Consider the following 20,533-nt stretch of genomic DNA (forward strand, 5'->3'; position numbering starts at 1 on the left):
TATTACGTAAAGCGCCCAAAATGCGAGACTAGCGCATAATTCCCCGCTTTACTTCCCGATCTACCAGACTGTTGACACTTTTCTTAGCCTATAATTCGAGAATTATTTGTTATCGTCCCCCTTAAACCGACATATTATGGTAAATTTATAATAATGAAAACACTAACGCGTTTCTGCAGGGCATCATAATGGAAAAATGGCTGGCGCATTCAGCCCCCACCGGGGGCCAATCCCAATCCCTTTCGGACCACTTGCGGACGGTGAGCCAAATGGCCTCTAGTTTTGCGGCTCCACTTGGCTTTTCGGAGGAAGCCGCCCTCGCGGGAATACTCCATGATTGCGGAAAATACGGTGAAAAGTTCCAGGCACGATTAAAAGGCAAAGCTCAGCATATTGATCACTGGTCATTCGGCGCATGGAAAGCAGTGCATTTGCATGCTATTGGCGCCGCTCTAGCCATTCAAGGCCACCATGTGGGCCTCGATGTGCTATCTACGTCGAAAATGCGTGAAAACATGGACCCAAACATCTTAATGACACATCATCCGTTATCATTAACACTTTCAGAGGCCTCCTTCGAAACCGTTATGCAGCGATTCGAGAGTGATGGGCTCCAAGCTTTGCCGCCCCGAACGACTGTCGTGCCGAATCCACTGCCGGCACCCAACGCTTCGCTCAACATGATGCTGGATGTGCGCATGCTCTATTCCTGTCTTGTTGATGCCGATTTCTTAGATACCGAAGCGCACTTTCACCAGGATGCCGATGGGCATAAAGTTTTCCGACAAGCAGGCCCAGCTCTCCATCCTGAGCAAGCATTAAGCCTTGTCATGCAACGCTTAGCGTCATTAGAGAGTGCAGGGATTTCATCGGCCCTTCAGCAAATTCGCCACGAAGTATGGACCCAAGCTCTACAAGCGGGGAACGAACCGGATGGCTTTCGCACCCTGACCGCGCCGACCGGTGCGGGTAAGACGCTGGCCATGTTGGCATACGCTTTGCAACAAGCCTCCGTGCAACACAAAGACCGCATTATTGTGGTATTGCCCTATCTCACGATTATCGAACAGACCGCCAAAATATACCGAGATCTCTTTGCGATGTTTGGCTCCCGCTATATCGTTGAACACCACAGTTTAGCGGACTATGGCGACACGGCCTCGCTAGAAGGCTCTGCCCGGCTCCTCGCTGAAAACTGGGATGCCCCCATCATCATAACCACCACTGTGCAATTATTTGAATCCCTGTTCAGTAATCGCCCGAGCCGCTGTCGAAAACTGCATAACCTAGCAAACAGCGTGATCCTCCTGGACGAAGTCCAAAGCCTTCCTCTTTCCTTGGCGATTCCCATCGTGGCAAATCTGAGTGCCCTGAGTCAGCGTTACCACACGACGGTCGTGTTTGCTACCGCAACCCAGCCGGCATTTGATAATTTGTCTGATGGTTATGCGCAAATCAGCCAAACGCCGTGCCAATTTCGCGAGATTATTAATAATCCCCCGGAATTGTTTGCGAAAGTTCACCGTTTTCATACGGAATTTCGGGAAGCTCCGCAGTCATGGGCCCATCTTGCCGAAGAAATGCTGCAACAGCCCGCGTGTTTAGCCATGGTCAATCTCAAGCAGCACGCGGCCGCATTAGCGGCGGCAGTGGCTGAGCAGAAAACAGACGAGCTGCCTCTCTTTCATCTGAGCACCAATATGTGCCCGGCTCACCGCACCGACACCTTGGCGGCAATCAAGAAGTCTTTGGAGGGGGATGGATGCCGTGTGGTGGCCACCCAATGCATCGAAGCGGGAGTTGATGTGGATTTCCCCACGGTGTACCGGGCCTGGGCCCCCGCCGATAGCTTGGCCCAAGCGGCCGGCCGCTGCAATCGCGAGGGAAGTCTACCCGATCCGGGGCGGTTTATTGTCTTCCAGCCGCCAGAAGACCGCTATCCCCCAGGGATTTACCAGCAAGCCACGAGTATTACGCGCGCCATGTACCGTGAAGGGATTCTCGATTTGCACCATCCCGATAGTTTTTCACAGTACTGGCGGCGTTTGTACGAGATGAACCGACCTGGAGAAACCTATCGCGCGTTGCTCCAAGAAATACGCTCCTTGGACTTTCCGGCTGTGGACCGTGACTACCGCCTCATCGACCGCACCACCTTGAGCGTGCTGGTTCCCTACCACTCGAGTTCTTTTGAAGAGTTGGCCACTGATGTGCGCGTCAAGGGATTTTCGCAGGACTGGGTAAGGCGCGCACAGTCCTTTAGCGTCAATATCTACCGGCCGCGGGAAGAAGATCCTATATGGGAGAAACTGGAGCCGATTTATGCGCGCCACGAGAAAACCTCATGGTATATCTATCTCGCGGCAAACGATTACAGCCCGATTTTTGGCCTCATGCCAACCCAATCGGATGTCTTGATTTCATAATCGGTCCGTGCGGAAAAATGTCTGATAGGCTGCCGCTGTGCCATTAGGACAATCTATTAGCGGAAGCCATTAAGGAGAGGTTGCTATGCTTACAATTGAAGTTTGGGGGGATTTGGGGTGCTTCACCCGACCCGAAACGAAAGTGGAACGCATGAGTTACCCTGTCATTACTCCCTCCGCTGCCCGCGGTATCATGGAGGCCATTTACTGGAAACCGGAGTTTCAGTGGGTGATCGACCGCATTGAGGTGCTGAGTGAACCGCGCTATATTACCTTACGGCGCAATGAAGTAAAAGACCGCGTCCCCAGCGAACGAACCATAGTCCAGTGGATGGCCGGCACGCATGCCATCGAGCCATTGTGGGCCGATGGCACTAAAGATGACATGGGAAGTGACCAAAAAGGCCGTACGCAACGCCAAACCGTCGCCTTGCGCTCTCCACACTACCGCCTGTCTGGGCATATCGAACCATGGCCCGGATATGAACCACAGCTCAGGAAGTACGAAGCCCAATTTCTTCGGCGGGCCCGCAAGGGTCAGTGCATTTACCAGCCTTATTTGGGATGCCGAGAATTTCCTGCGTATTTTCAGGTCCCGGACAACCTCAACGAACCGGCACCCATAGACATCACCGCCGATTGGGGTCTTATGCTGTATGATGTGTTTTCTCGCCACACCCCGGGCCATTCCTATTCCGAACCCGAGATCCAGGTATTCCCCTGCCGCATTGAGTCTGGCGTGATCAATGTCCCGCATTATACGCATTTGTCTGATTAGCGAAGGGAGAAGGACCATGCTGCAAGCTTTAGTCACCTATGCCCAGCAGCAAGGATTGCTGGTGCAAAGAGGATACACCCCGAAAGATGTCCGTTGGGCTATTGACATCACAGTGGATGGCACATTTTTGGGACTGATTGAATTAGGAAATCCGGAACAAAAGCGAAACCCCGGCATTCGCTTTAACCGCGCTCCTGACTTAGCCCAAAACGAGATGATTGCCGGAGGAGTAACCCGCAGCCATTTTCTCATTGGCACCTTATCGGTGGTCATTCCCTTGGGATCTGAGGACACCCTACCCAAGAATGCGGCAAAACATGCCTATTTTGTGGAGTTGTTATCCGAGGCATCTGCGGTCTTGCCTTCTCTTCAGGCCGCTGTGACATTTTTTAACGACCCCCAGCAGACTGCCTTGCTCGTTGATGCCGCGCGACAACAAAATGCGGGGATGACCGACAAAGCGACAGTCCGTATTGCTGGTAAGTTTCCCGTGGAAGATCCGCGCTGGTATCCATGGTGGGATGCCTTTCGCGGTCGTTTGACGGGGCCTAACGATTCTTCCGCTGTCTGTCTCGTGACGGGTCGGAGGGGCCCTGTGACTCTCACCCATCCCAAAGTCACAGGATTATCCTCTGTCGGAGGAGCCTCCACCGGCAGCGTGTTGGTCAGCTTTGACAAACCCGCCTTTGCCTCATACGGTCTCGTGCAAGGGGCCAATGCCGCCATGCTTGAGGAGGTCGCCGTCGGGTATACGCAAGCACTGGCCCAGCTGATTAGCAACGCTCCGAGATTTGGTGATATTAAAGTGTTGCACTGGTTCGCACAGCGGTTACCCGATCACGCAGATCCTTTTGCCTTTCTTGAAATGCCCGAAGAGCGCGCCCAGCAAGAGGCTCAGGACGAAGGAGTCCGCGCCCTATCTGCCGTTCGCTTAGGCACTCCGCCTGCTGCGTTTTCCGGCAACCGGTTTTATGCCGTGCTGGTCTCAGCAGTGTCTGCGCGCATCATGATCCGCGGGTGGTATGAGGGTACCTACGCAACCCTCCAACATCACATCGCTGAGTGGTTTGACGATATAAGAATTGTTTCAGCCGAAGGATTATTGGCGAGAACGCCCGCATTCTGGAAGATTCTCGCAGATCTTACGGCGGAGCAGCGGGATTTACCCGCACCATTTGTGAAGGCGTTGTGGGAAGCCGCTGTATTTCTCCGTCCTATTCCCCGCCAAGCCGTTCAAATGGCCTTGGTCCGCATACGCCAATCGGTGCTGGGTACCTCTACATCAGTGCCGGTTTATGCCTATGGTGTATTGAAAGCATTTCTCATACGACAAAATCGAGAGGGGCGCAACATGACACAAGCACTGGATGAGGAACGACCAGAGGCAGCATATCATGCCGGACGTCTTTTGGCTGTGATGGGACGGCTGCAGAATGCCGCGAATCCCGGAGTCAATTCCGATGTGGTAACGCGGTTTTATAATGCGGCCAGCACCAATCCGGCTCTCACATTTGGCCGGCTCAATTCTCTTTCACGTTACCATTTAAACAAGCTAGAAAGCAGCCGCCTGCGCTTTTGGTTCGAAGGACAACTGGCCCAAGTGATGGCGCATATTCGCGACTTCCCCACCACGCTCACCTTAAATGATCAGAGTCTATTTGCTCTGGGGTATTATCATCAACTGGCATATTATCGTAGCAAAACCCACCAAAACAGTGAAAGGGCGGAACAACACGATGACAACACTTCAGAATCGCTATGATTTCTTATTTTTGTTTGATGTGGAAAATGGCAATCCCAACGGAGATCCGGACGCGGGAAACGCCCCGCGCTTGGACCCTGAAGACATGCATGGCCTGGTTTCGGATGTCGCCATTAAACGGCGTCTGCGCAACTACGTTCAGATCGCGCGAGATAATCGGCGGCCCTACGCCATTTTTATTGAACACGCCACCAACCTGAACACCGAAATTCTGCGCGCGCATGAAGAAACAGGGAGCGTGACCGTCAAGGGCGCCGCGAAAGAACGGGTACGCCAAGCCCGCGACTGGATGTGCCAGAATTTTTATGATGTGCGGGCATTTGGAGCGGTGATGAGCACTGGTGCGAATGCCGGACAAGTTCGGGGCCCCGTGCAGATCGCTTTCTCCCGCTCTCTTGACCCTATTCTTCCTCTGGACCTGTCAATAACTCGCATGGCGGTCGCCGATGCCGTGCCTGGCGCCAAAAATGTCTCTGATATGGAGAAGTGGGAGAATGAGCAACCCGAAGACAAGTTACGCACGATGGGGCGCAAATCGCTTGTTCCTTACGGATTGTACCTCGGCAAGGGATTTGTCAGTGCCCATTTAGCCGATCCGGCTACCGGGGGAACCGGATTCAGCGAAGAAGATTTGCAATTGCTTTGGGAGGCCGTAGGGTCCATGTTCGAGCAAGATCGCTCAGCCAGCAAGGGCATTATGACCACGCGCAAGCTCATCGTCTTCAAGCATGTCGGGACGGACACCGATCCCGTGCAACGCGCCCGGCAAGCGCGCCTAGGGTGCGCGCCAGCGCAGAATTTGTTGGAACTTGGGCGCGTTGTCTCGGTCAAGAAAAAACCCGGGGTAAATTATCCCCGGGCCTACTCAGACTATCTCGTGGAGGTTGATCCGAGTCGCGTTCCCATGGGTGTTGAAATGCTTTTCCCCATGGAATAACGTCTGATGAAAACACTCGTGACGATCTCCTCCTTAAATCAGTATGCTTACTGCCCACGACGCTGTGCGCTGATTTATCAGGAGCAAATCTTTGAGGATAACCTGTACACGACCGAAGGCACAGATTTGCATCAGCACGTGGACGAAGTCGGTTCCCACGCAGAAAGTGTTCCGGTCGAAACATCTCTGCGCTTGTGGAGCAAAAAATTAGGGTTGACCGGTATTGCCGATGTCGTAGAGTGGCATGACCATGTTCCCTATCCCGTAGAGTATAAGCGCGGCAAACGGCATAAGTGGATCAATGACGATCTGCAGTTATGCGCACAGGCCTTATGTCTCGAAGAGATGCTGGGGATGGCCGTACCGCGCGGAGCTATTTACCACGCCAAAAGCCGCAGACGCCGGGAAGTCATTGTGACGGAAGCATTGCGCGAGCAGACGCGCCGTACGGTTGAGACCATCCGGCAACTGATCTTGGCTCGGCATTTGCCTCCCCCCACCGAGCGCCGCGAACGGTGTGTAGGCTGCTCCTTGGAGGATCAGTGTATGCCAACACTTTATGGCTCGACGACGATGCTCCTAGAGGACATGCTGAAGGAGGATCATGATAGGTGATTTTGGAAAATACGCTTTACTTAACCACGCCAGGCTCGTATGCACATTTGGACCACGAGACAATCATCGTCGAAGCCGACCACGTCGTGCTGATTCGGGTTCCTCTGCACCATCTTGGGGCTATCGTAGCCTATGGTAATGTTCTCGTCAGCCCCTATCTCATTCACCGTTTGGCCCAAGACGGGAAGTCCCTCAGTTGGATGACCGAGTATGGCGCGTTCCGCGGACGATTGCAGGGACCGAGCTCAGGAAATGTTTTGCTGCGAGTGGCCCAGCAAACCGCTGCTCGCCAACAAAGCCTTGAAATCGCAAGGATGTTTGTGGCGGGCAAGATTCACAATCAGCGGCAGGTCCTTGTTCGAGGAGGGCGCGACGCGGGCACTGAAGGTCAACGGCGCCAGTTGCTCAAAGCGGTACGCGCCGTAACCGCAATCGGCCGGAACGTTTCCCGATTTACTACCGTGAATGCTCTACGTGGGCTAGAAGGCATCATTGGGCGACAATATTTTCGCGCTTTCCCTGCGCTTATCCGCCAAGACGATGCGGCATGGACCTTCACCGGAAGAAATCGGCGGCCACCCAAAGACCCAATCAACGCATTGCTATCTTTTGGGTATGCCATGCTGACACAGGAGTGTCAGAGCGCTTGTGAGGTTGTAGGGTTGGACCCTCAAATAGGATTTTTGCACGTCTTGCGCCCGGGCCGCCCCGCCCTGGCGCTGGACTTGATGGAAGAATTTCGTGCGCATGTCGTCGACCGCTTAGTTTTGTCTGTCGTCAATCGACGTCAAATCACCGCAGAGGATTTTCTCTATCGGCCTGGTGGCTCTGTTGTGCTTCAAGAGAAAGGACGCAAAACATTTATCATGGCCTACCAAAAAAGGAAGCAGGAGGAAATTCATCATGAATTATTGAAACAAAATGTGCCAATAGGGTTGTTACCGATATATCAAGCCAAAATCCTTGCACGTTTTCTTCGCGGAGATCTATCCAGTTACCAACCCTTTCTCTTTCGATAGGAGGAGTGCACCATGGACATTATTGTTGCGTATGACATTGCTACGGAATCTCCTATGGGACGAAAACGCCTAAGGAAAGTGGCGCAGCTATGTTTGAATTATGGGCAACGCGTACAATACTCGATTTTCGAGTGCCGGGTCAGCGAAATAGAGCTGCACAAGCTCAAAACTTCACTCTTAGACGTGATTAGTCCTCGCGAAGACAACGTTAGAATATACCGATTGTCCGGACCGCATGATGAGTGTGTCTGGTCCAAGGGAATCAACCGGTACGTAGATTTCGATAATCCGCTCATTTTTTAGGTTCTAACGGGTGTGGTGTATAGTGCGCGAACCTATAGTGACCGTGGATTTTATGGAAGGTTCGCGCCTCTTGATGCGAAAGGGAAGAGACCTATATGACACCAAAACACTTAGGATTAAGAGGCCCCATTTTTGACGTTCGCGCATTACTAGGCAATAACGCAGACTACGGGCGACTTTCACGGCCCAGTGTCTCCCGGCACTAACCTGTCGGGAGTGGATTGAAACCATGAAGTCTATCAACAGCAGTCCGCTACGGACTTGTCTCCCGGCACTAACCTGTCGGGAGTGGATTGAAACCCTTTATGAAGCCATTACGATATTCCTATCCACATGGTCTCCCGGCACTAACCTGTCGGGAGTGGATTGAAACCTGCTGAACAAAGAGATAATGGACAGCGTCCCGGCGTCTCCCGGCACTAACCTGTCGGGAGTGGATTGAAACATTGGATTGACAAAAATCTAGGCAGTTTATTTGTCTCCCGGCACTAACCTGTCGGGAGTGGATTGAAACCGGTATTTGGTGTCGGCAGCTAGCACGTTCAGCATGTCTCCCGGCACTAACCTGTCGGGAGTGGATTGAAACCCGTCACCAGCGGGGAGACAATCACCGGCACTAGTGTCTCCCGGCACTAACCTGTCGGGAGTGGATTGAAACGATTCCCACGCCCGTAGCTTCGTCTACCGTCACATGTCTCCCGGCACTAACCTGTCGGGAGTGGATTGAAACCCTACAGTCCCGACCACCACACCATTGGCCCCGAGTCTCCCGGCACTAACCTGTCGGGAGTGGATTGAAACATTGGATTGACAAAAATCTAGGCAGTTTATTTGTCTCCCGGCACTAACCTGTCGGGAGTGGATTGAAACGGGTTTTCCCTTTGATCGTAGCCGAAAAGACCCCGTCTCCCGGCACTAACCTGTCGGGAGTGGATTGAAACCAAGTTTATGCCGTTTTGCGGTTTTTGGGGCGATGTCTCCCGGCACTAACCTGTCGGGAGTGGATTGAAACTTCCCTGCGGATTTCACGAGGCTGGTGGTGGCCGCGGTCTCCCGGCACTAACCTGTCGGGAGTGGATTGAAACGCTGAGTTTTTGGGGTTTGATGTTTCCGATGTTCCGTCTCCCGGCACTAACCTGTCGGGAGTGGATTGAAACTTCGGCAGGGGGGCTTCCAATGCCGTGCGGGTTTTGTCTCCCGGCACTAACCTGTCGGGAGTGGATTGAAACCATACGGCGCCGCGCCTCCGTTACCGTCATCCCCGTCTCCCGGCACTAACCTGTCGGGAATGGTGGACCTATGCCAATAAAATGGACACCCGAAATTAAGACATTAGCTGGCTCGCGCCCGATACGCCGCCTCCGCTTCGGCTGGCGTGCGATCCCCAGGGCACTGTGGATTCGCTGCTGATTATAGAAAATCTCGATATCGGCAAAGATCGCGACTTCCGCTTCCGCCCGTGTTCGACATGTCGTCAGGTAAATCAGCTCCTTCTTGAGGAGACTGTGTCAGGATTCAATCATGGCGTTATCGTAACAATTTCCTATGCGACTTATGCTCGCGGTCATGCCGTATTGCTGAAGCCGTTCCTGGTACGCCGCGGCGGCCTATGGGCTGCCGCGGTCCGAGTGATGCAGCACGCCGGCGGGCCGCCGGCTGTGCATGACCGCGCGGTCTAAGGCCCGGATAACTCAGTCTTGCGTCATGCGCCGATCCACCGCCCATCCCACCATGTTTCGGGTGGACCAAGTCCTGAAGGCTCGCTCAAGAGAGCCATCCTTCCTCCGTGGCGATATACGTGATGTCCGCCATCCACACGGCGTGCGGGCGATCGGCGGTAAATGTTTGGTTCAAGACGTTCTCGTGCACCGGCAACGTATGCCGAGAATTTGTGGTGGCTTTATATTTCCGTGTCACGCGAGAGCGCAACCGATGGTCGTGCATCAACCACGCCACCGTTTTTTGACTGATGCGCTCGCCTTCCCGCCGTCGAGACGGGGAAGCGGTGTTCATGAATGAACTGAAAGATTACTTCCGATCATTGGTGACGAGGCGCATCGCTTTTTTAGGATCGCCTTGTCCTCTTCGAGATCTCGAATACGCCGCTGCAAATCGCGCAGGGCTTGGTCTTCCGCCTTCCGATGCCCACTCCCGACAAAGGGTTCGACCGGGTCGGCTTTGTAGGCGGCAATCCACCCATACAACGTTTTGCTGGGAATACCGAGTTCGCGAGTCACTTGGACGCCACTCTTTTGTTGGGTCAACACGAGCTGCACCGCTTGTTCTTTAAAGGCGCGACCATAATGATTGGCCATCGGATATTCACCTCAATTGAGAATGATTGTATCATCTTGTCTCAATTCGAGGTGTCCACAAATTAGACTAACATCCAATTCAAGGTATGCCCCTAAATAAAGACATTTTGTATGTGGATTTCCAAAACGAGAACTTAGTCGTGCGTCAAGGGACTCATGACTTTATCGCGACAGTACCCGATTTGATAACCTTAGTTGACCCCATCACTGGTCAAGCCATAACCACCGAAAGGTTGCGCTATGGACAACGCGTGGCCGTACTAATGATTCCGGCGCCACCTATTATGAAAACGAAGAATATCTTGGAAATCTGGGGTCCCCGAAGGTTTGGCTATGACATTGATTATGTTCCGATGTCCACCACCTAACTCTAACAAGCACCTAGCGATCCCAAAGAACCCCACATCTCTATAAACCACATTCTTGGACTCTCACACGGATCCTCTAAGGACCAAGCGGAAGGGTGTTAACCTTTCCGCTTATTGTTATGGCGCGTCTCACGCAACACTGTGCGCCGCGACATGTCGTCCTGCTAGCAGAAGTTTGCGTTTGCACATTGCCGAGGGTAATTTGTAATCCAGTCTTGTTGATGAGGTTAATCTTATGAAACGCCACCTGTGTACCATCGTAGACCAACCCGCCCGCTCATAGACTCCATTCCTGAATCGTAGCGATGTCAACGCCGCCATGCAGTCAAACAGATATGTCCCTGGGGCATTAGACTCTCCCGCCATCGTTGGGTTACTGCCAACCAAGTGTCACCTTTTACGGATCGTATAAGCCTCTGTTGCCGCGGTGATAGCATCTGGGATTGCAGCTCCGGTGCTAAGCGTCATGGCAGCCGCGATGGTACCTTCGACGAGCGGCGCGTCGACAATATGCACAGGTATTGAACTTGATACGAGGTCAATGGCTGTTTCTGCCGAAATAAAGGCACTGCCAAGGTCCCCCAAAATTAGAATGCCATCCACTCCTTGCGCCAACAAGGACGTTATGCCGCTAGCTACCATGGACGCTGTGACTCCTAAACTATCTTCACCCCCTGCAGTTTCTATTGGAACCACCGAACCGCTGAGCTCTCGCGTTAAGTCCGCCAAACCGTTCACTAATTTTCTGGAATGAGAGACCAAGAGCATGCCCGTCATACAGACCCTCCTATAATGCGCCCTAAACACTGCCACCAAAGCGCCGAAGACGTGGCGCCTGGGTCAATATGACCCACACTGCGAGCGCCCAGATATGCCGCGCGCCCCTTTTTGGCCTGCAACGAAGCCGTGGCTTCGGCCCATTCTTTCGCGTGTGCGGCAATTTCAGGCACAACTACGGTTATAGGTTCAGCGTCTTGTGCCAGCGAAGACAGGGCCGGAACGAATACGTCCAGCATGGTCTTGTCACCCACCACGGCCTTGCCCCTTTGCTCAATGCTATCAACAAACGCTTGTATGGCCTGTGTGAGCGTCTTGTCGTCACATGTGTCCGTGTCTGGAAACACTTTGGCCGCCGCGAGAAGCCCGGAGCCCCAAAGGGCTCCGGATGCTCCGCCAACCGTGCTTAAGAGCGTCATAGCGACCAGCTTGCAGGTGGCTTGCAATGTTGCAGGTGACGCCGCGTGCATTTTTTCAAGAACTTGCTGTAGGCCTCGGTCTAAATTCGTGCCGTGATCCGCATCCCCGATCGCCGCATCCAATTGGTTCAACTCGTCTTTATGTTCGCTCACTGCCTGGCCAAAACAAACCCAGAGTTGTTGAAATTGTGTATTAGTCATTGTGAACTCCTTGTCGCAGCTGCGGTGTGTCGCAAGGTGCTGCCAACAACGCCCTTAAGGTATCGTCCAAGGGCAATAGCGTTAGGGAAGCACCGGCCATTTCCAATGACGTCATAAACTCACCGGTCCACACCACATCTAGTGGCATGTCGTGCCCCTTGGCCCACAATGAAACCTCCCGTGCTAAAGACGCTAACTCCAATAAGGGCGTGGCGCCCATGCCATTGACCATACAAGCTAAGTGATCTCCCGCCTTAAGCGGCAAGTCCTCGGCAATCTTCTCCAGCAAGGTCTGGGCCAATTCGTGCGCCGGACGCAGTTTCTGGCGCTCAATGCCTGGTTCTCCGTGGATCCCAATGCCCATCTCGATTTCATCATCGGCCAAGGTAAATGTGGGTTGACCAGCTTGCGGCACGGTGCATGGCTCAAGGGCAAAGCCCATAGAGCGGACATGGGCAATCACACGGTTGGCCACCGCTTCTACTTCCTCTAGTGACGCCCCTTGCTCTGCTAATGCGCCTGCAATTTTATGCACAAAAATGGTCCCCGCAATGCCGCGGCGGCCCGTGGTAAACGAAGAGTCTTCCACGGCGACATCATCGTTCACGACTACGGTCGCTACTTTAATGCCCTCGGCTTCCGCTAGTTCCCGCGCAATGTCAAAATTCATGACATCGCCCGTATAATTTTTTACCACCAACAAAACTCCTGCCCCATGATCGGCTACGCGAATGCCTTCCAAGACCTGATCGGGGGTTGGTGAGGTAAATACCTCGCCTGCCACGGCTGCATCCAGCATGCCGTAACCCACATAACCGGCGTGAGCCGGCTCATGGCCGGACCCACCGCCGGAGACAAGCCCTACGCGTCCGGCTGGCTTCGGGGTGGCCCTTGTCAACACATGGGTTCCGGGGACTTGCTTAAGGTATTGGGGAAAGGAAATAACAAGACCCTCAAGCGCTTCTGCCACTAACGTGTCCGGACTGTTCATAATTTTTTTCAATGTCGTCGCCTCCTTTACATCTCACTGGGCTCAATCCAGTTCTTCGCGCGCTCGACCGCTCGCTGCCACTGTTGATAGAGATGATCCCGCGTGTCTTCCGCCATAGAGGGGTAAAACAGTGCATCCCGTTTCCATGCTTGGGCTAAAGGCTCAAAGCCCGGCCATACACCCGTCGCAAGACCTGCTAAAAATGCCGCTCCCATCGCCGTTGTTTCCGTAACTTGAGGCCGTTCCACCGTGCAATTTAATAAATCTGCTTGAAATTGCGCCAAGAACCTGTTCGCGATAGCGCCCCCGTCGACACGCAACATACTGATCTGCCGTCCAGAATCTTTCATCATCGCCTCCAATACATCGCGGCTCTGATAAGCAATCGACTCCAAGGCTGCGCGCACAATATGCGCGCGGTTGCTTCCACGGGTCAGACCAACAATCGTACCACGCGCATAGCTATCCCAATACGGGGCCCCTAATCCCACAAATGCTGGTACGACGTAGACCCCGCCCGTATCCGGCACAGACAAGGCGATACCTTCTGTTTCTTTGGCGTCATGAATTAATTGTAATTCATCGCGCAGCCACTGAACGACCGCACCCGTGATAAAAATTGAGCCTTCTAACGCATACGTCACCTGCCCGTTAATGCCCCATGCAATGGTTGTGACAAGGCCTTGATGCGAAGGAACCGGCTCCGCACCCGTGTTCATCAGTAAGAAGGAACCCGTACCGTAGGTGTTTTTGGCCGTACCCGGAGTCCAGCATCCTTGCCCAAACAATGCCGCCTGCTGGTCACCAGCAATGCCCGCTATGGGAATTTCTTTCCCAAACCACTGAGTGTCCGTGTATCCCGCAATTCCGGAGGAATCGACAACCGTGGGGCACATATTCTGCGGCACTTGCAAAATATTGAGCAAGTCGGCATCCCACTGAAGCGTATGAATATTGTAAAGCAGTGTCCTTGATGCGTTGGAATAATCCGTGACATGCTTCTTGCCACCTGTCAGTTTGTAAATCAACCAACTGTCAATTGTCCCAAAGGCCAAGTGCCCCGCTTCAGCGTCTTGGCGCGCTCCTGGCACATGGTCTAAAATCCATCCCACTTTTGTGCCCGAAAAATACGCATCCAAAACCAAACCGGTTTTTTCTTGAAAGGTTGACGTGAACCCTTGGGCCCGTAGCCTATCACAGACATCGGCTGTACGCCGACACTGCCATACAATGGCATTGTAGATGGCTTTGCCTGTCCTCCTGTCCCAGACCACCGTCGTTTCCCTCTGATTGGTAATGCCAATGGCCTTGATCTGCTCAATGGGCACGTTAGCTTGAGCAAGACACGCTTGAATAGATTGCCATTGCGATTGCCATATCTCTTCAGGATCATGTTCTACCCACCCCGGTTGGGGATAGATTTGCCTAAATTCCTGTTGGCCGGTGGCGACCGGCAAGCCCTGCTGGTCAAATAAGATCGCACGACTGCTCGTGGTCCCTTGATCGAGCGCTAACACATAGATCGCTTCAGACATTGACCGTTCCCCCTTGGGCTTCAGATTGAGGCTCGGGATCCACTAATCCCACAGCCGCTTTTGAGGTCATTCGCTTCTCCAGCGTCAATTCAATGAAGTATTTGTATACCACCACACCAATAACCGCCCCCACGAATGGTCCTAATATCGGAACCCACCAATAGCCAAAGGGTCCCGGAAAGGCATTCGGCCCCCATCCGGCCAACCATGTAAATAAACGCGGGCCAAAGTCACGAGCGGGATTGATAGCATAGCCAGCATCGACGCCGAATGACATACCAATAGCGGCCACCGCCATTCCCACAATAAAAGGACCGACATTGCCTTGCACTCCTAAATTTTTCATGTCCGTAATGGCCAAGACAAATAATATCAAGAAAAATGTGCCGATAACCTGGTCTAGAAAGGGACCAAACATGTTGGCGTGAAAATACGAGGCCGGAAATGTGCTGAAAATGCTAAACGTTGTCAATCCGCCGGGAGTTGATCGTGAAATCACATGATGTGCTGCGTTCCATGCATTAATAGCAGGATAATAGTCCACATAAACGATGGCTGCTCCTGTAAATGCACCGAGGGTCTGCGCGATCCAATAAGGAACAACCTTCTTCCAAGGCAACGCTCCGCGCAGAGCCATGGCTAACGTTACCGCCGGATTAATGTGGGCGCCTGTAATCCCGCCAGCCACGTATATGCCCATGACCACCGCCATAGCCCAACCCCAAGTTATTAATAACCAACCTCCAGCACCTTGGAAAATCACCAGTGTTCGGCCTGACATGGTTAGCCCTACTACCGCCACCGCAACACTACCGGCACCAAAGGCTAACAGCACCATGGTACCCAGGTACTCTGCTAACAGCTCACCCCAGGTCGTAGCGCGCCACCCGGTCTTGCCATATTTTTGCTGTGTCGACATGGTTTATTCCTCCATTGTCCTTGTTTAATTCCAACAAATAAAAATAAGCCCGCACTCAAACAGTGCACGGGCTTTCTCTTGTCTCTTGCCGTTCTATTTGTATTAAACAACGTCTTGTTAATTTATGCAAGACTCGTTTTATGTTGATGAGATGAATAATTCCGTAAATTTTTCATCTAACATAGGTGTTATGGCTCCCTCTTAATGAACAAAATTCAAATCAAAAGGAACGCCCTTAGACGTTCCCCGTCCACTGTCCATTTATTGCAGCAGAGGCTGTAATGCCTCCTCACACCGCTTCACAATAGCTTCATCGTCTGTCTGATAGTGTACAACGATTGCATCACCTGCCCGTACTCCAAGAGCCAAGACATTAAGAATGCTTTTGCCATTAGCTTGCTTTTCTCCAAAGGTGACTTGCACTGCTTCCGGACATAGCGCCATAGCCTGAATAAACTGCGCTGCCGGCCGGGCATGTAATCCTTGGGGGTCGGCAATCACATAAGAACGCGTAATCATAATCTCTGGTCATCCTTCCTGATATTGATTGGACTGATGCGGCGCCGTCAGAGAGGCCCGGTCCCATGATTGATGCCACAGGCGCTGGCTGCTGGTCGACACACTGATAGCGCCAGCGTTTAAGGCACCGGCCACATGTTCAGTCGTCGTAATAAGGCCTCCGGCTATCAAAGGCTTAGCGATGCGCTGGCACAGATAGCGAATGAGGACGGGCAACAATCCCGGCAGCACTTCCACGGCATCGGCATCGACATGCGCGATTTGTTGAATGCCAGACTCGACCGATTGGCTATCTAGTAAAAAAATTCTTTGGATGGCGGCCAAGCCCAGCTTTTTCGCATGCGTAATCGTATAAGGATGCGTCGTGATAATACCGTCAGGCGCCGCAAACTCTTGAAAAAAGCGAATTCCTTCAAAATCCCCATTGAGACCCTTAACCATATCGACATGCACAAAGACTTTGCAACCCCAGCGCTGCAACCGCGCCACACTTTCTGCGACACTATCAATTGTCCCCCCGAGAATGAAGACCCAGCAGGGACTGGATGGAGATAGGTCCTGCCATTGATTGGGATCTCGAATGGCCTGAATGATCACAGGCATATCACTTTTCTTGAGAGGCAATGTCCCCACTCCTTTGTGTCAGTGACAAAAAGCGTTGATAGAGCCAGTAGGCGGGATGTTTCGCCAATGCTCCTGTAATCTGCGTGAGATGCAACGCACACGTTCCGCTATCGACGATAATCCGATCATGGGTCTCTGTGACCTGCTCAAGCGCCGCCGCTCCCAAGGCATGAGCCGTTTTTTCATGCTCCTCTTTGAACGCATAGGATCCGCCCGCTCCGCAACAGGCCAAATTCAATGGTTGAGTGGCAGCTAAGCCCGCTTTGTCGGCAAGTTGCTCTAATATGCCGTCCCCACGCGACACACGGCTTCGGCACGTGGTATGAATCCAAGACGTGGTTTCCCCCTGTTCCTGTTCTGCCGTCATCCCCTTATGCATTGCATCCCAAAACCATGCAGGCGCCTTATCTAAAGCGAATTCCGAAAAGGATAGGACAGGTACAGGCAACGACAAATTCCAGTACAGCGGCCATTCTTCCCTGAGCGTGCTGTCACACGTCGCATTGAGTGTCACAATCTGCGAGAGATCCGTGAGACCTGGGGTCATGGCGTCATAGGTTGAGCGTGCAATGCGCTGTCCTTCCTCAGGTTGGCCGGCAGCATAAGCGGCGGCACCACAGCAATGACTAGCGTGCGGCAACAGCCGCACCGAAAACCCCCAAAGCTCCAATAATGCTTGAGCCGCTGACAGGACATCTTGGTCAAACCCCCTGCTATAACAGTCTACAAACAACCCCACAATCTGCCTAGTATCCGCTTGAGGTGAGGAAGACAACGGGGCCACACGTCTTTGGGGACGAGGCCAGCGACTTTGTGTGCCAAAGCCTAAGGGGCGGACCAAAAAGTTGGGGGCATTCGCTAGGCGCGGATAGCGCGCCACCCAGTGCGGATGCGCCAAAATACGGTCTCGCAAGTTGATACGCCACGTTTTCTTCTTAAGACTCTTATGTTGCGCAATAAGATGTGCGATGGGCACATGCACCGGACACGATGCCTCACACAACTGACAAAATGTGCAGTCATCGACGTGCTCGCTGGGTACAGTCAACGGGTTGGCTTGATACGCTCGAAACCAATCGGGCCCCAAGGCCTTAGGTCCGGGAAACTCCAAGTCCTGACCATAGACCGGACAGACACTAATACAGATGGAACATTTGATGCAGGCATCATCATTTTCCCACATGCGTGACGCTCCTTTCGGAGTTACAAGATCCAAGGTTGGAGAAAATCCCGGTCCGGCATAAACTCTGCCACACTGTTGCCAGAATCATGGCGCCTCCATTTCCATCTTGGTTGGGATTCCACCCCCCACATTGACTCCCGCATGCGGTCATCTCCGGCGTGCCGTAGTCGGCCGCTTGTCCCCATGAGTACAGATCAATGGCACGACCGGGTGGGATTCTTCCCACCACGGTGTCTCGAAGAGGATCTCGCAGGCGTCCGTCCACCATCACCTCAAGCCCACCTCCGAGAATGCCGCCCGTGGCGACAATCACATGGTCACTGTGCCACTGGCGCCCATCCGCCAAAGTGACCCGCCCCTTCTCGACTGAGGTGGCGCGCCCTGTTAAAAACGGCACGCCTTGTTTTTTGAGATACCACACCCAACGGTCGCGGATGCGCATCCCCCCTAAAGATGGCGTGACGAGGGGGTATTCAAACACCATCTGACCCAACGCCGTCGTCAGAGCTTGCAAGTTGTGCTCAGCCCTCCTGCGCCCTATCACTTGCGGCAGCAAAATCGGCCAGGTTTTAGGAATTTCTGGGGCCACCTTCTGGATTTCTGACACTAACCAACTTAGTCCCTCATCGGTATCCAGGTAGCTAGCCCACCGAATCGGCCCCCAAGAAGGTGTCCAAGGGGCCGGGTTAGGCAACACATGAAACCCTGCGTCCACGCTCGTTTGCTGCTGATAGGTGTGGCATTGAAAATCCGCCATGGAATCCGCCAAGCCTTGAAATCCGATAAACCAAACGGGCAGAAAGGTTTTTTGAACGTATTGCCACTGTGGCACAACAAACACCGGTTTTGACTTACCGGTGCACGTTATCGTCCACCAATTATGTGACGGGATATCGGCCGCAACAGGAATGCCAGCCGCTCGCTCAAAACGCACCAAGCTTTCCCAGAGGAAAGCCCACGTCTCAGCGGGCAGCATCAGCGGTTGACGGTCGAGTAAAGACCACGGGTTGCTGATATCGTCACTTGGAGCATGAAAATCAAAGCTACCGCTCCACAAAGGCAAACTGCCTTCCGAATCTGCCACGATCACACAGTCTTGCTGAACTTCCTGGATAAAAGAGGCGGCTAATAGCGCAGCAGGCCCTTGCCCAATAATGGTTATCGCGCTCATAGCGTCACCCCTTCTGAGCTAGGCCATGAATTTTTGAGCCCTGGTGAGTTGCCCGCCCACTGCGGGTCCCCTTCCGCCAGCGTTTGGAAGCGGACGGCCTGCTGTAGTGCGTATTCACGGGCATTGGCTCCCCACAACACGGGAAGCATGCCTTTGGTGCGCTCGGCGCGCAAGTCCTGTAGTGCCGCACCTGAATCTTCACTGGGAAACAGCGCATGATGCAGCGCGGTGACGCGGTGAGCACAGAACGTCCCTTGACACGGCCCCATCGCAAACCATGTTGCCGTACGCCATTCGGACAACGATCCATCAATGGCTGTCAATTGCGACGCGGAAACTTTTTCACATTCGCATAGGTAAGGCTCAGAAGCCGAAAAAGATGTCACTGGACGCGGCGTTAACGGCACCTGGGCGGTCACACAAGGGGCCGATATACCAAGATACTGCGTCACAATATCAGCCGTGCGCTCGGCCATTAAACGAAATGTTGTCCATTTGCCTCCGACAACCGAAAAACTGCCCGCCGGACCCTTGCGCCGCTGATGATCAATCACTTTAAAGTCGCGGCTGACTTCGCGTGAAGTGGCGGCGTGCCCCTGTCCATCATAAAGCGGACGCACGCCGGTAAAGGCACGCAGCACGCGCCAAGAATCTAAACCGGGCACCAACTCACGTCCCAGGTCCATAAGGCGCAAGACCTCAGAGGCTTGAATATCTGGAGCGATAGGAGAATCTTGCGCAACATCGGTCGTCCCCAGAATCGTCACGTGCTGATGGGGGACAAAAATGTCCCCATCCCCCGGGGATTTTAGACGATTCACCACCACCGGAAACTTGCGGTGCGCAAACAAAATCATTAATCCATACGAGAGATGCATCGGGATCGGATCTTCAAACAGGTCGGCGACGGCTCCGGCCCAAGGGCCGGCCGCGTTGACAACGGCGTCACACCCTACCTCGACTTCCCCATTCGGACCTTGAGCACTCACGCTTGTCACCCGACCGTTCACGGTCTGTATTGCGGTAACGCGGTGTTTGCTCAATAATGTCCCGTCATGGGCAAGCACGTCTTTAGTCAGCATTTGCAAGAGATGAAAGCCTTCCAAGACCCCATCGGGCACCCAATACGCTGACGCCACCCGTGTTGTCAAGTCCGGATACCGCTGATGCACGGCGCGAGGATCCAATGCCGTCACGGGAATGCCGGCACGATCACAGCCCTTCAGCCACGCCTGTTCGAACCCGGGATCATCATCCTCCGAACGAACAAATATCCCACCCGTCTGCTCAATCGCGTCCGGAGCCACCGCCCGCAACAACGTATTTTCACGGTAACAATCTTCAGCAGCGGTCGGATCGGTCACAACGTAGCGCGCTCCACTGTGCAAGAGACCATGAAAACGCCCCGATGTCCCAAAGCCTGGTTCCCACTGGTCCACCACCGTGACCTTCACGCCCCGCAAGGCCAGGTCCCTTGCCACCCCCAATCCAGTAGCGCCCGCCCCTATCACCACGACCATTTTCCTACCTCCCATTAAAAAAGCCCGACGACACCTGAGGGGTGTCGCCGAGCTCTCTTTATCTCTGCTCAGACAAATACCGTGAAATTTTCGACTCGCTATTGACTTCATAAAATATTATGAATCATAGTGAAAGCATTGTAAAGTGCCT

At 53.4% G+C, this 20,533-nt stretch carries 21 protein-coding genes, 1 pseudogene and 1 CRISPR repeat array; of the genes and pseudogenes, 9 read left to right on the forward strand and 13 right to left on the reverse strand.

The features are described 5' to 3' along the window. Positions 1 to 188: 188 nt before the first annotated feature. The 7 genes from CO251_RS14280 (at position 189) to cas2 (ending at position 7,840) form a co-directional block, all read left to right on the forward strand. Positions 189 to 2,426: a CRISPR-associated helicase/endonuclease Cas3 gene (locus CO251_RS14280; RefSeq protein WP_103376485.1), complete on the forward strand. Its 2,238-nt coding sequence runs from the start codon at positions 189 to 191 to the stop codon at positions 2,424 to 2,426. Positions 2,427 to 2,511: 85 nt separating this feature from the next. Then, entirely contained in the window at positions 2,512 to 3,204 is a 693-nt protein-coding gene (cas5c, locus tag CO251_RS14285) for a type I-C CRISPR-associated protein Cas5c (RefSeq protein WP_103376486.1), read from the forward strand. A gap of 16 nt (positions 3,205 to 3,220) precedes the next feature. Then, complete coding sequence (gene cas8c, locus CO251_RS14290; RefSeq protein WP_158246365.1) at positions 3,221 to 4,966, forward strand: type I-C CRISPR-associated protein Cas8c/Csd1; 1,746 nt, start codon at positions 3,221 to 3,223, stop codon at positions 4,964 to 4,966. Then, the gene (gene cas7c, locus CO251_RS14295) at positions 4,941 to 5,903 is read left to right on the forward strand and encodes a type I-C CRISPR-associated protein Cas7/Csd2 (protein ID WP_103376488.1); all 963 of its coding nucleotides are present in this window, start codon (positions 4,941 to 4,943) and stop codon (positions 5,901 to 5,903) included. The genes cas8c and cas7c overlap by 26 nt, the downstream gene beginning before the upstream one ends. 6 nt (positions 5,904 to 5,909) lie before the next feature. Continuing rightward, positions 5,910 to 6,518 carry a CRISPR-associated protein Cas4 gene (gene cas4 / locus CO251_RS14300; protein ID WP_103376489.1) on the forward strand — a complete coding sequence of 203 codons (609 nt, stop codon included), beginning with the start codon at positions 5,910 to 5,912 and terminating at the stop codon, positions 6,516 to 6,518. After that, a complete protein-coding gene (gene cas1c, locus CO251_RS14305; RefSeq protein ID WP_103376490.1) occupies positions 6,515 to 7,537 on the forward strand; it encodes a type I-C CRISPR-associated endonuclease Cas1c in 1,023 nt (340 codons plus the stop codon). The genes cas4 and cas1c overlap by 4 nt, the downstream gene beginning before the upstream one ends. A gap of 12 nt (positions 7,538 to 7,549) precedes the next feature. After that, positions 7,550 to 7,840 (forward strand): CRISPR-associated endonuclease Cas2, encoded by a 291-nt coding sequence (gene cas2, locus CO251_RS14310; RefSeq protein ID WP_103376491.1) that lies wholly within the window; start codon positions 7,550 to 7,552, stop codon positions 7,838 to 7,840. Between the two features lie 191 nt (positions 7,841 to 8,031). Beyond that, positions 8,032 to 9,140: direct repeats of the CRISPR family, unit length 37 nt; unit sequence GTCTCCCGGCACTAACCTGTCGGGAGTGGATTGAAAC. Positions 9,141 to 9,276: 136 nt separating this feature from the next. Here the strand turns inward: cas2 and CO251_RS18110 are convergent. Then, positions 9,277 to 9,327: pseudogene (locus CO251_RS18110) on the reverse strand (hypothetical protein); the annotation flags it as partial. An 18-nt stretch (positions 9,328 to 9,345) separates the two neighbouring features. Between CO251_RS18110 and CO251_RS17825 the strand changes: the two are divergent. Beyond that, positions 9,346 to 9,519, forward strand: a complete 174-nt coding sequence (locus tag CO251_RS17825) for a hypothetical protein (protein ID WP_158246366.1) — start codon at positions 9,346 to 9,348, stop codon at positions 9,517 to 9,519. Between the two features lie 85 nt (positions 9,520 to 9,604). Here the strand turns inward: CO251_RS17825 and CO251_RS17830 are convergent, their stop codons facing one another. Continuing rightward, positions 9,605 to 9,853 (reverse strand): hypothetical protein, encoded by a 249-nt coding sequence (locus CO251_RS17830; protein ID WP_103376492.1) that lies wholly within the window; start codon positions 9,851 to 9,853, stop codon positions 9,605 to 9,607. Beyond that, positions 9,850 to 10,155, reverse strand: a complete 306-nt coding sequence (locus CO251_RS17835; protein ID WP_103376493.1) for a transposase — start codon at positions 10,153 to 10,155, stop codon at positions 9,850 to 9,852. The genes CO251_RS17830 and CO251_RS17835 overlap by 4 nt, the downstream gene beginning before the upstream one ends. A gap of 86 nt (positions 10,156 to 10,241) precedes the next feature. Between CO251_RS17835 and CO251_RS14330 the strand changes: the two genes are divergently transcribed. Further along, positions 10,242 to 10,523 carry a DUF917 family protein gene (locus CO251_RS14330; RefSeq protein WP_103376494.1) on the forward strand — a complete coding sequence of 94 codons (282 nt, stop codon included), beginning with the start codon at positions 10,242 to 10,244 and terminating at the stop codon, positions 10,521 to 10,523. A 390-nt stretch (positions 10,524 to 10,913) separates the two neighbouring features. Here the strand turns inward: CO251_RS14330 and CO251_RS14335 are convergent, their stop codons facing one another. The 10 genes from CO251_RS14335 to CO251_RS14380 all read right to left on the reverse strand — a co-directional run bounded on the left by CO251_RS14335 (position 10,914) and on the right by CO251_RS14380 (position 20,382). Continuing rightward, positions 10,914 to 11,300 carry a PTS-dependent dihydroxyacetone kinase phosphotransferase subunit DhaM gene (locus CO251_RS14335; protein ID WP_103376495.1) on the reverse strand — a complete coding sequence of 129 codons (387 nt, stop codon included), beginning with the start codon at positions 11,298 to 11,300 and terminating at the stop codon, positions 10,914 to 10,916. Continuing rightward, on the reverse strand, positions 11,297 to 11,920 hold the full coding sequence (gene dhaL, locus CO251_RS14340) for a dihydroxyacetone kinase subunit DhaL (RefSeq protein ID WP_103376496.1): 624 nt from the start codon (positions 11,918 to 11,920) through the stop codon (positions 11,297 to 11,299). Before dhaL ends, CO251_RS14335 begins: the two co-directional genes overlap by 4 nt. Further along, entirely contained in the window at positions 11,913 to 12,923 is a 1,011-nt protein-coding gene (gene dhaK, locus CO251_RS14345; protein WP_103376497.1) for a dihydroxyacetone kinase subunit DhaK, read from the reverse strand. Before dhaK ends, dhaL begins: the two co-directional genes overlap by 8 nt. Positions 12,924 to 12,937: 14 nt before the next feature. Beyond that, positions 12,938 to 14,446, reverse strand: coding sequence for a glycerol kinase GlpK (gene glpK / locus CO251_RS14350; protein WP_103376498.1), 1,509 nt, complete (start codon positions 14,444 to 14,446; stop codon positions 12,938 to 12,940). Then, complete coding sequence (locus CO251_RS14355) at positions 14,439 to 15,365, reverse strand: MIP/aquaporin family protein (RefSeq protein ID WP_103376499.1); 927 nt, start codon at positions 15,363 to 15,365, stop codon at positions 14,439 to 14,441. The genes glpK and CO251_RS14355 overlap by 8 nt, the downstream gene beginning before the upstream one ends. 261 nt (positions 15,366 to 15,626) lie before the next feature. Beyond that, the gene (locus CO251_RS14360; RefSeq protein ID WP_103376500.1) at positions 15,627 to 15,884 is read right to left on the reverse strand and encodes an HPr family phosphocarrier protein; all 258 of its coding nucleotides are present in this window, start codon (positions 15,882 to 15,884) and stop codon (positions 15,627 to 15,629) included. A 9-nt stretch (positions 15,885 to 15,893) separates the two neighbouring features. Further along, positions 15,894 to 16,508 (reverse strand): glycerol-3-phosphate responsive antiterminator, encoded by a 615-nt coding sequence (locus tag CO251_RS14365; RefSeq protein WP_369825289.1) that lies wholly within the window; start codon positions 16,506 to 16,508, stop codon positions 15,894 to 15,896. Then, on the reverse strand, positions 16,489 to 17,691 hold the full coding sequence (locus CO251_RS14370; protein WP_103376502.1) for a (Fe-S)-binding protein: 1,203 nt from the start codon (positions 17,689 to 17,691) through the stop codon (positions 16,489 to 16,491). Before CO251_RS14370 ends, CO251_RS14365 begins: the two co-directional genes overlap by 20 nt. Next, positions 17,678 to 18,862, reverse strand: a complete 1,185-nt coding sequence (locus CO251_RS14375; RefSeq protein ID WP_103376503.1) for a hypothetical protein — start codon at positions 18,860 to 18,862, stop codon at positions 17,678 to 17,680. Before CO251_RS14375 ends, CO251_RS14370 begins: the two co-directional genes overlap by 14 nt. Beyond that, the gene (locus CO251_RS14380) at positions 18,859 to 20,382 is read right to left on the reverse strand and encodes an FAD-dependent oxidoreductase (protein WP_103376504.1); all 1,524 of its coding nucleotides are present in this window, start codon (positions 20,380 to 20,382) and stop codon (positions 18,859 to 18,861) included. The genes CO251_RS14375 and CO251_RS14380 overlap by 4 nt, the downstream gene beginning before the upstream one ends. Between the last annotated feature and the right edge of the window lie 151 nt (positions 20,383 to 20,533).

The organism is Sulfobacillus sp. hq2 (assembly GCF_002903155.1).
Classification (GTDB): Bacteria; Bacillota; Sulfobacillia; order Sulfobacillales; family Sulfobacillaceae; genus Sulfobacillus; species Sulfobacillus thermotolerans.

Coding starts and splice junctions, on each gene's coding strand:
- CO251_RS17830 (WP_103376492.1), bottom strand. CDS start 9,853: ATGAACACCGCTTCCCCGTCTCGACGGCGGGAAGGCGAGCGCATCAGT.
- CO251_RS14355 (WP_103376499.1), bottom strand. CDS start 15,365: ATGTCGACACAGCAAAAATATGGCAAGACCGGGTGGCGCGCTACGACC.
- cas4 (WP_103376489.1), top strand. CDS start 5,910: ATGAAAACACTCGTGACGATCTCCTCCTTAAATCAGTATGCTTACTGC.
- glpK (WP_103376498.1), bottom strand. CDS start 14,446: ATGTCTGAAGCGATCTATGTGTTAGCGCTCGATCAAGGGACCACGAGC.
- cas2 (WP_103376491.1), top strand. CDS start 7,550: ATGGACATTATTGTTGCGTATGACATTGCTACGGAATCTCCTATGGGA.
- cas5c (WP_103376486.1), top strand. CDS start 2,512: ATGCTTACAATTGAAGTTTGGGGGGATTTGGGGTGCTTCACCCGACCC.
- cas8c (WP_158246365.1), top strand. CDS start 3,221: ATGCTGCAAGCTTTAGTCACCTATGCCCAGCAGCAAGGATTGCTGGTG.
- CO251_RS14370 (WP_103376502.1), bottom strand. CDS start 17,691: ATGTGGGAAAATGATGATGCCTGCATCAAATGTTCCATCTGTATTAGT.
- CO251_RS14330 (WP_103376494.1), top strand. CDS start 10,242: ATGCCCCTAAATAAAGACATTTTGTATGTGGATTTCCAAAACGAGAAC.
- CO251_RS14360 (WP_103376500.1), bottom strand. CDS start 15,884: ATGATTACGCGTTCTTATGTGATTGCCGACCCCCAAGGATTACATGCC.
- cas7c (WP_103376488.1), top strand. CDS start 4,941: ATGACAACACTTCAGAATCGCTATGATTTCTTATTTTTGTTTGATGTG.
- CO251_RS14380 (WP_103376504.1), bottom strand. CDS start 20,382: ATGGTCGTGGTGATAGGGGCGGGCGCTACTGGATTGGGGGTGGCAAGG.
- CO251_RS14335 (WP_103376495.1), bottom strand. CDS start 11,300: ATGACGGGCATGCTCTTGGTCTCTCATTCCAGAAAATTAGTGAACGGT.
- dhaL (WP_103376496.1), bottom strand. CDS start 11,920: ATGACTAATACACAATTTCAACAACTCTGGGTTTGTTTTGGCCAGGCA.
- CO251_RS14375 (WP_103376503.1), bottom strand. CDS start 18,862: ATGAGCGCGATAACCATTATTGGGCAAGGGCCTGCTGCGCTATTAGCC.
- CO251_RS17835 (WP_103376493.1), bottom strand. CDS start 10,155: ATGGCCAATCATTATGGTCGCGCCTTTAAAGAACAAGCGGTGCAGCTC.
- CO251_RS14280 (WP_103376485.1), top strand. CDS start 189: ATGGAAAAATGGCTGGCGCATTCAGCCCCCACCGGGGGCCAATCCCAA.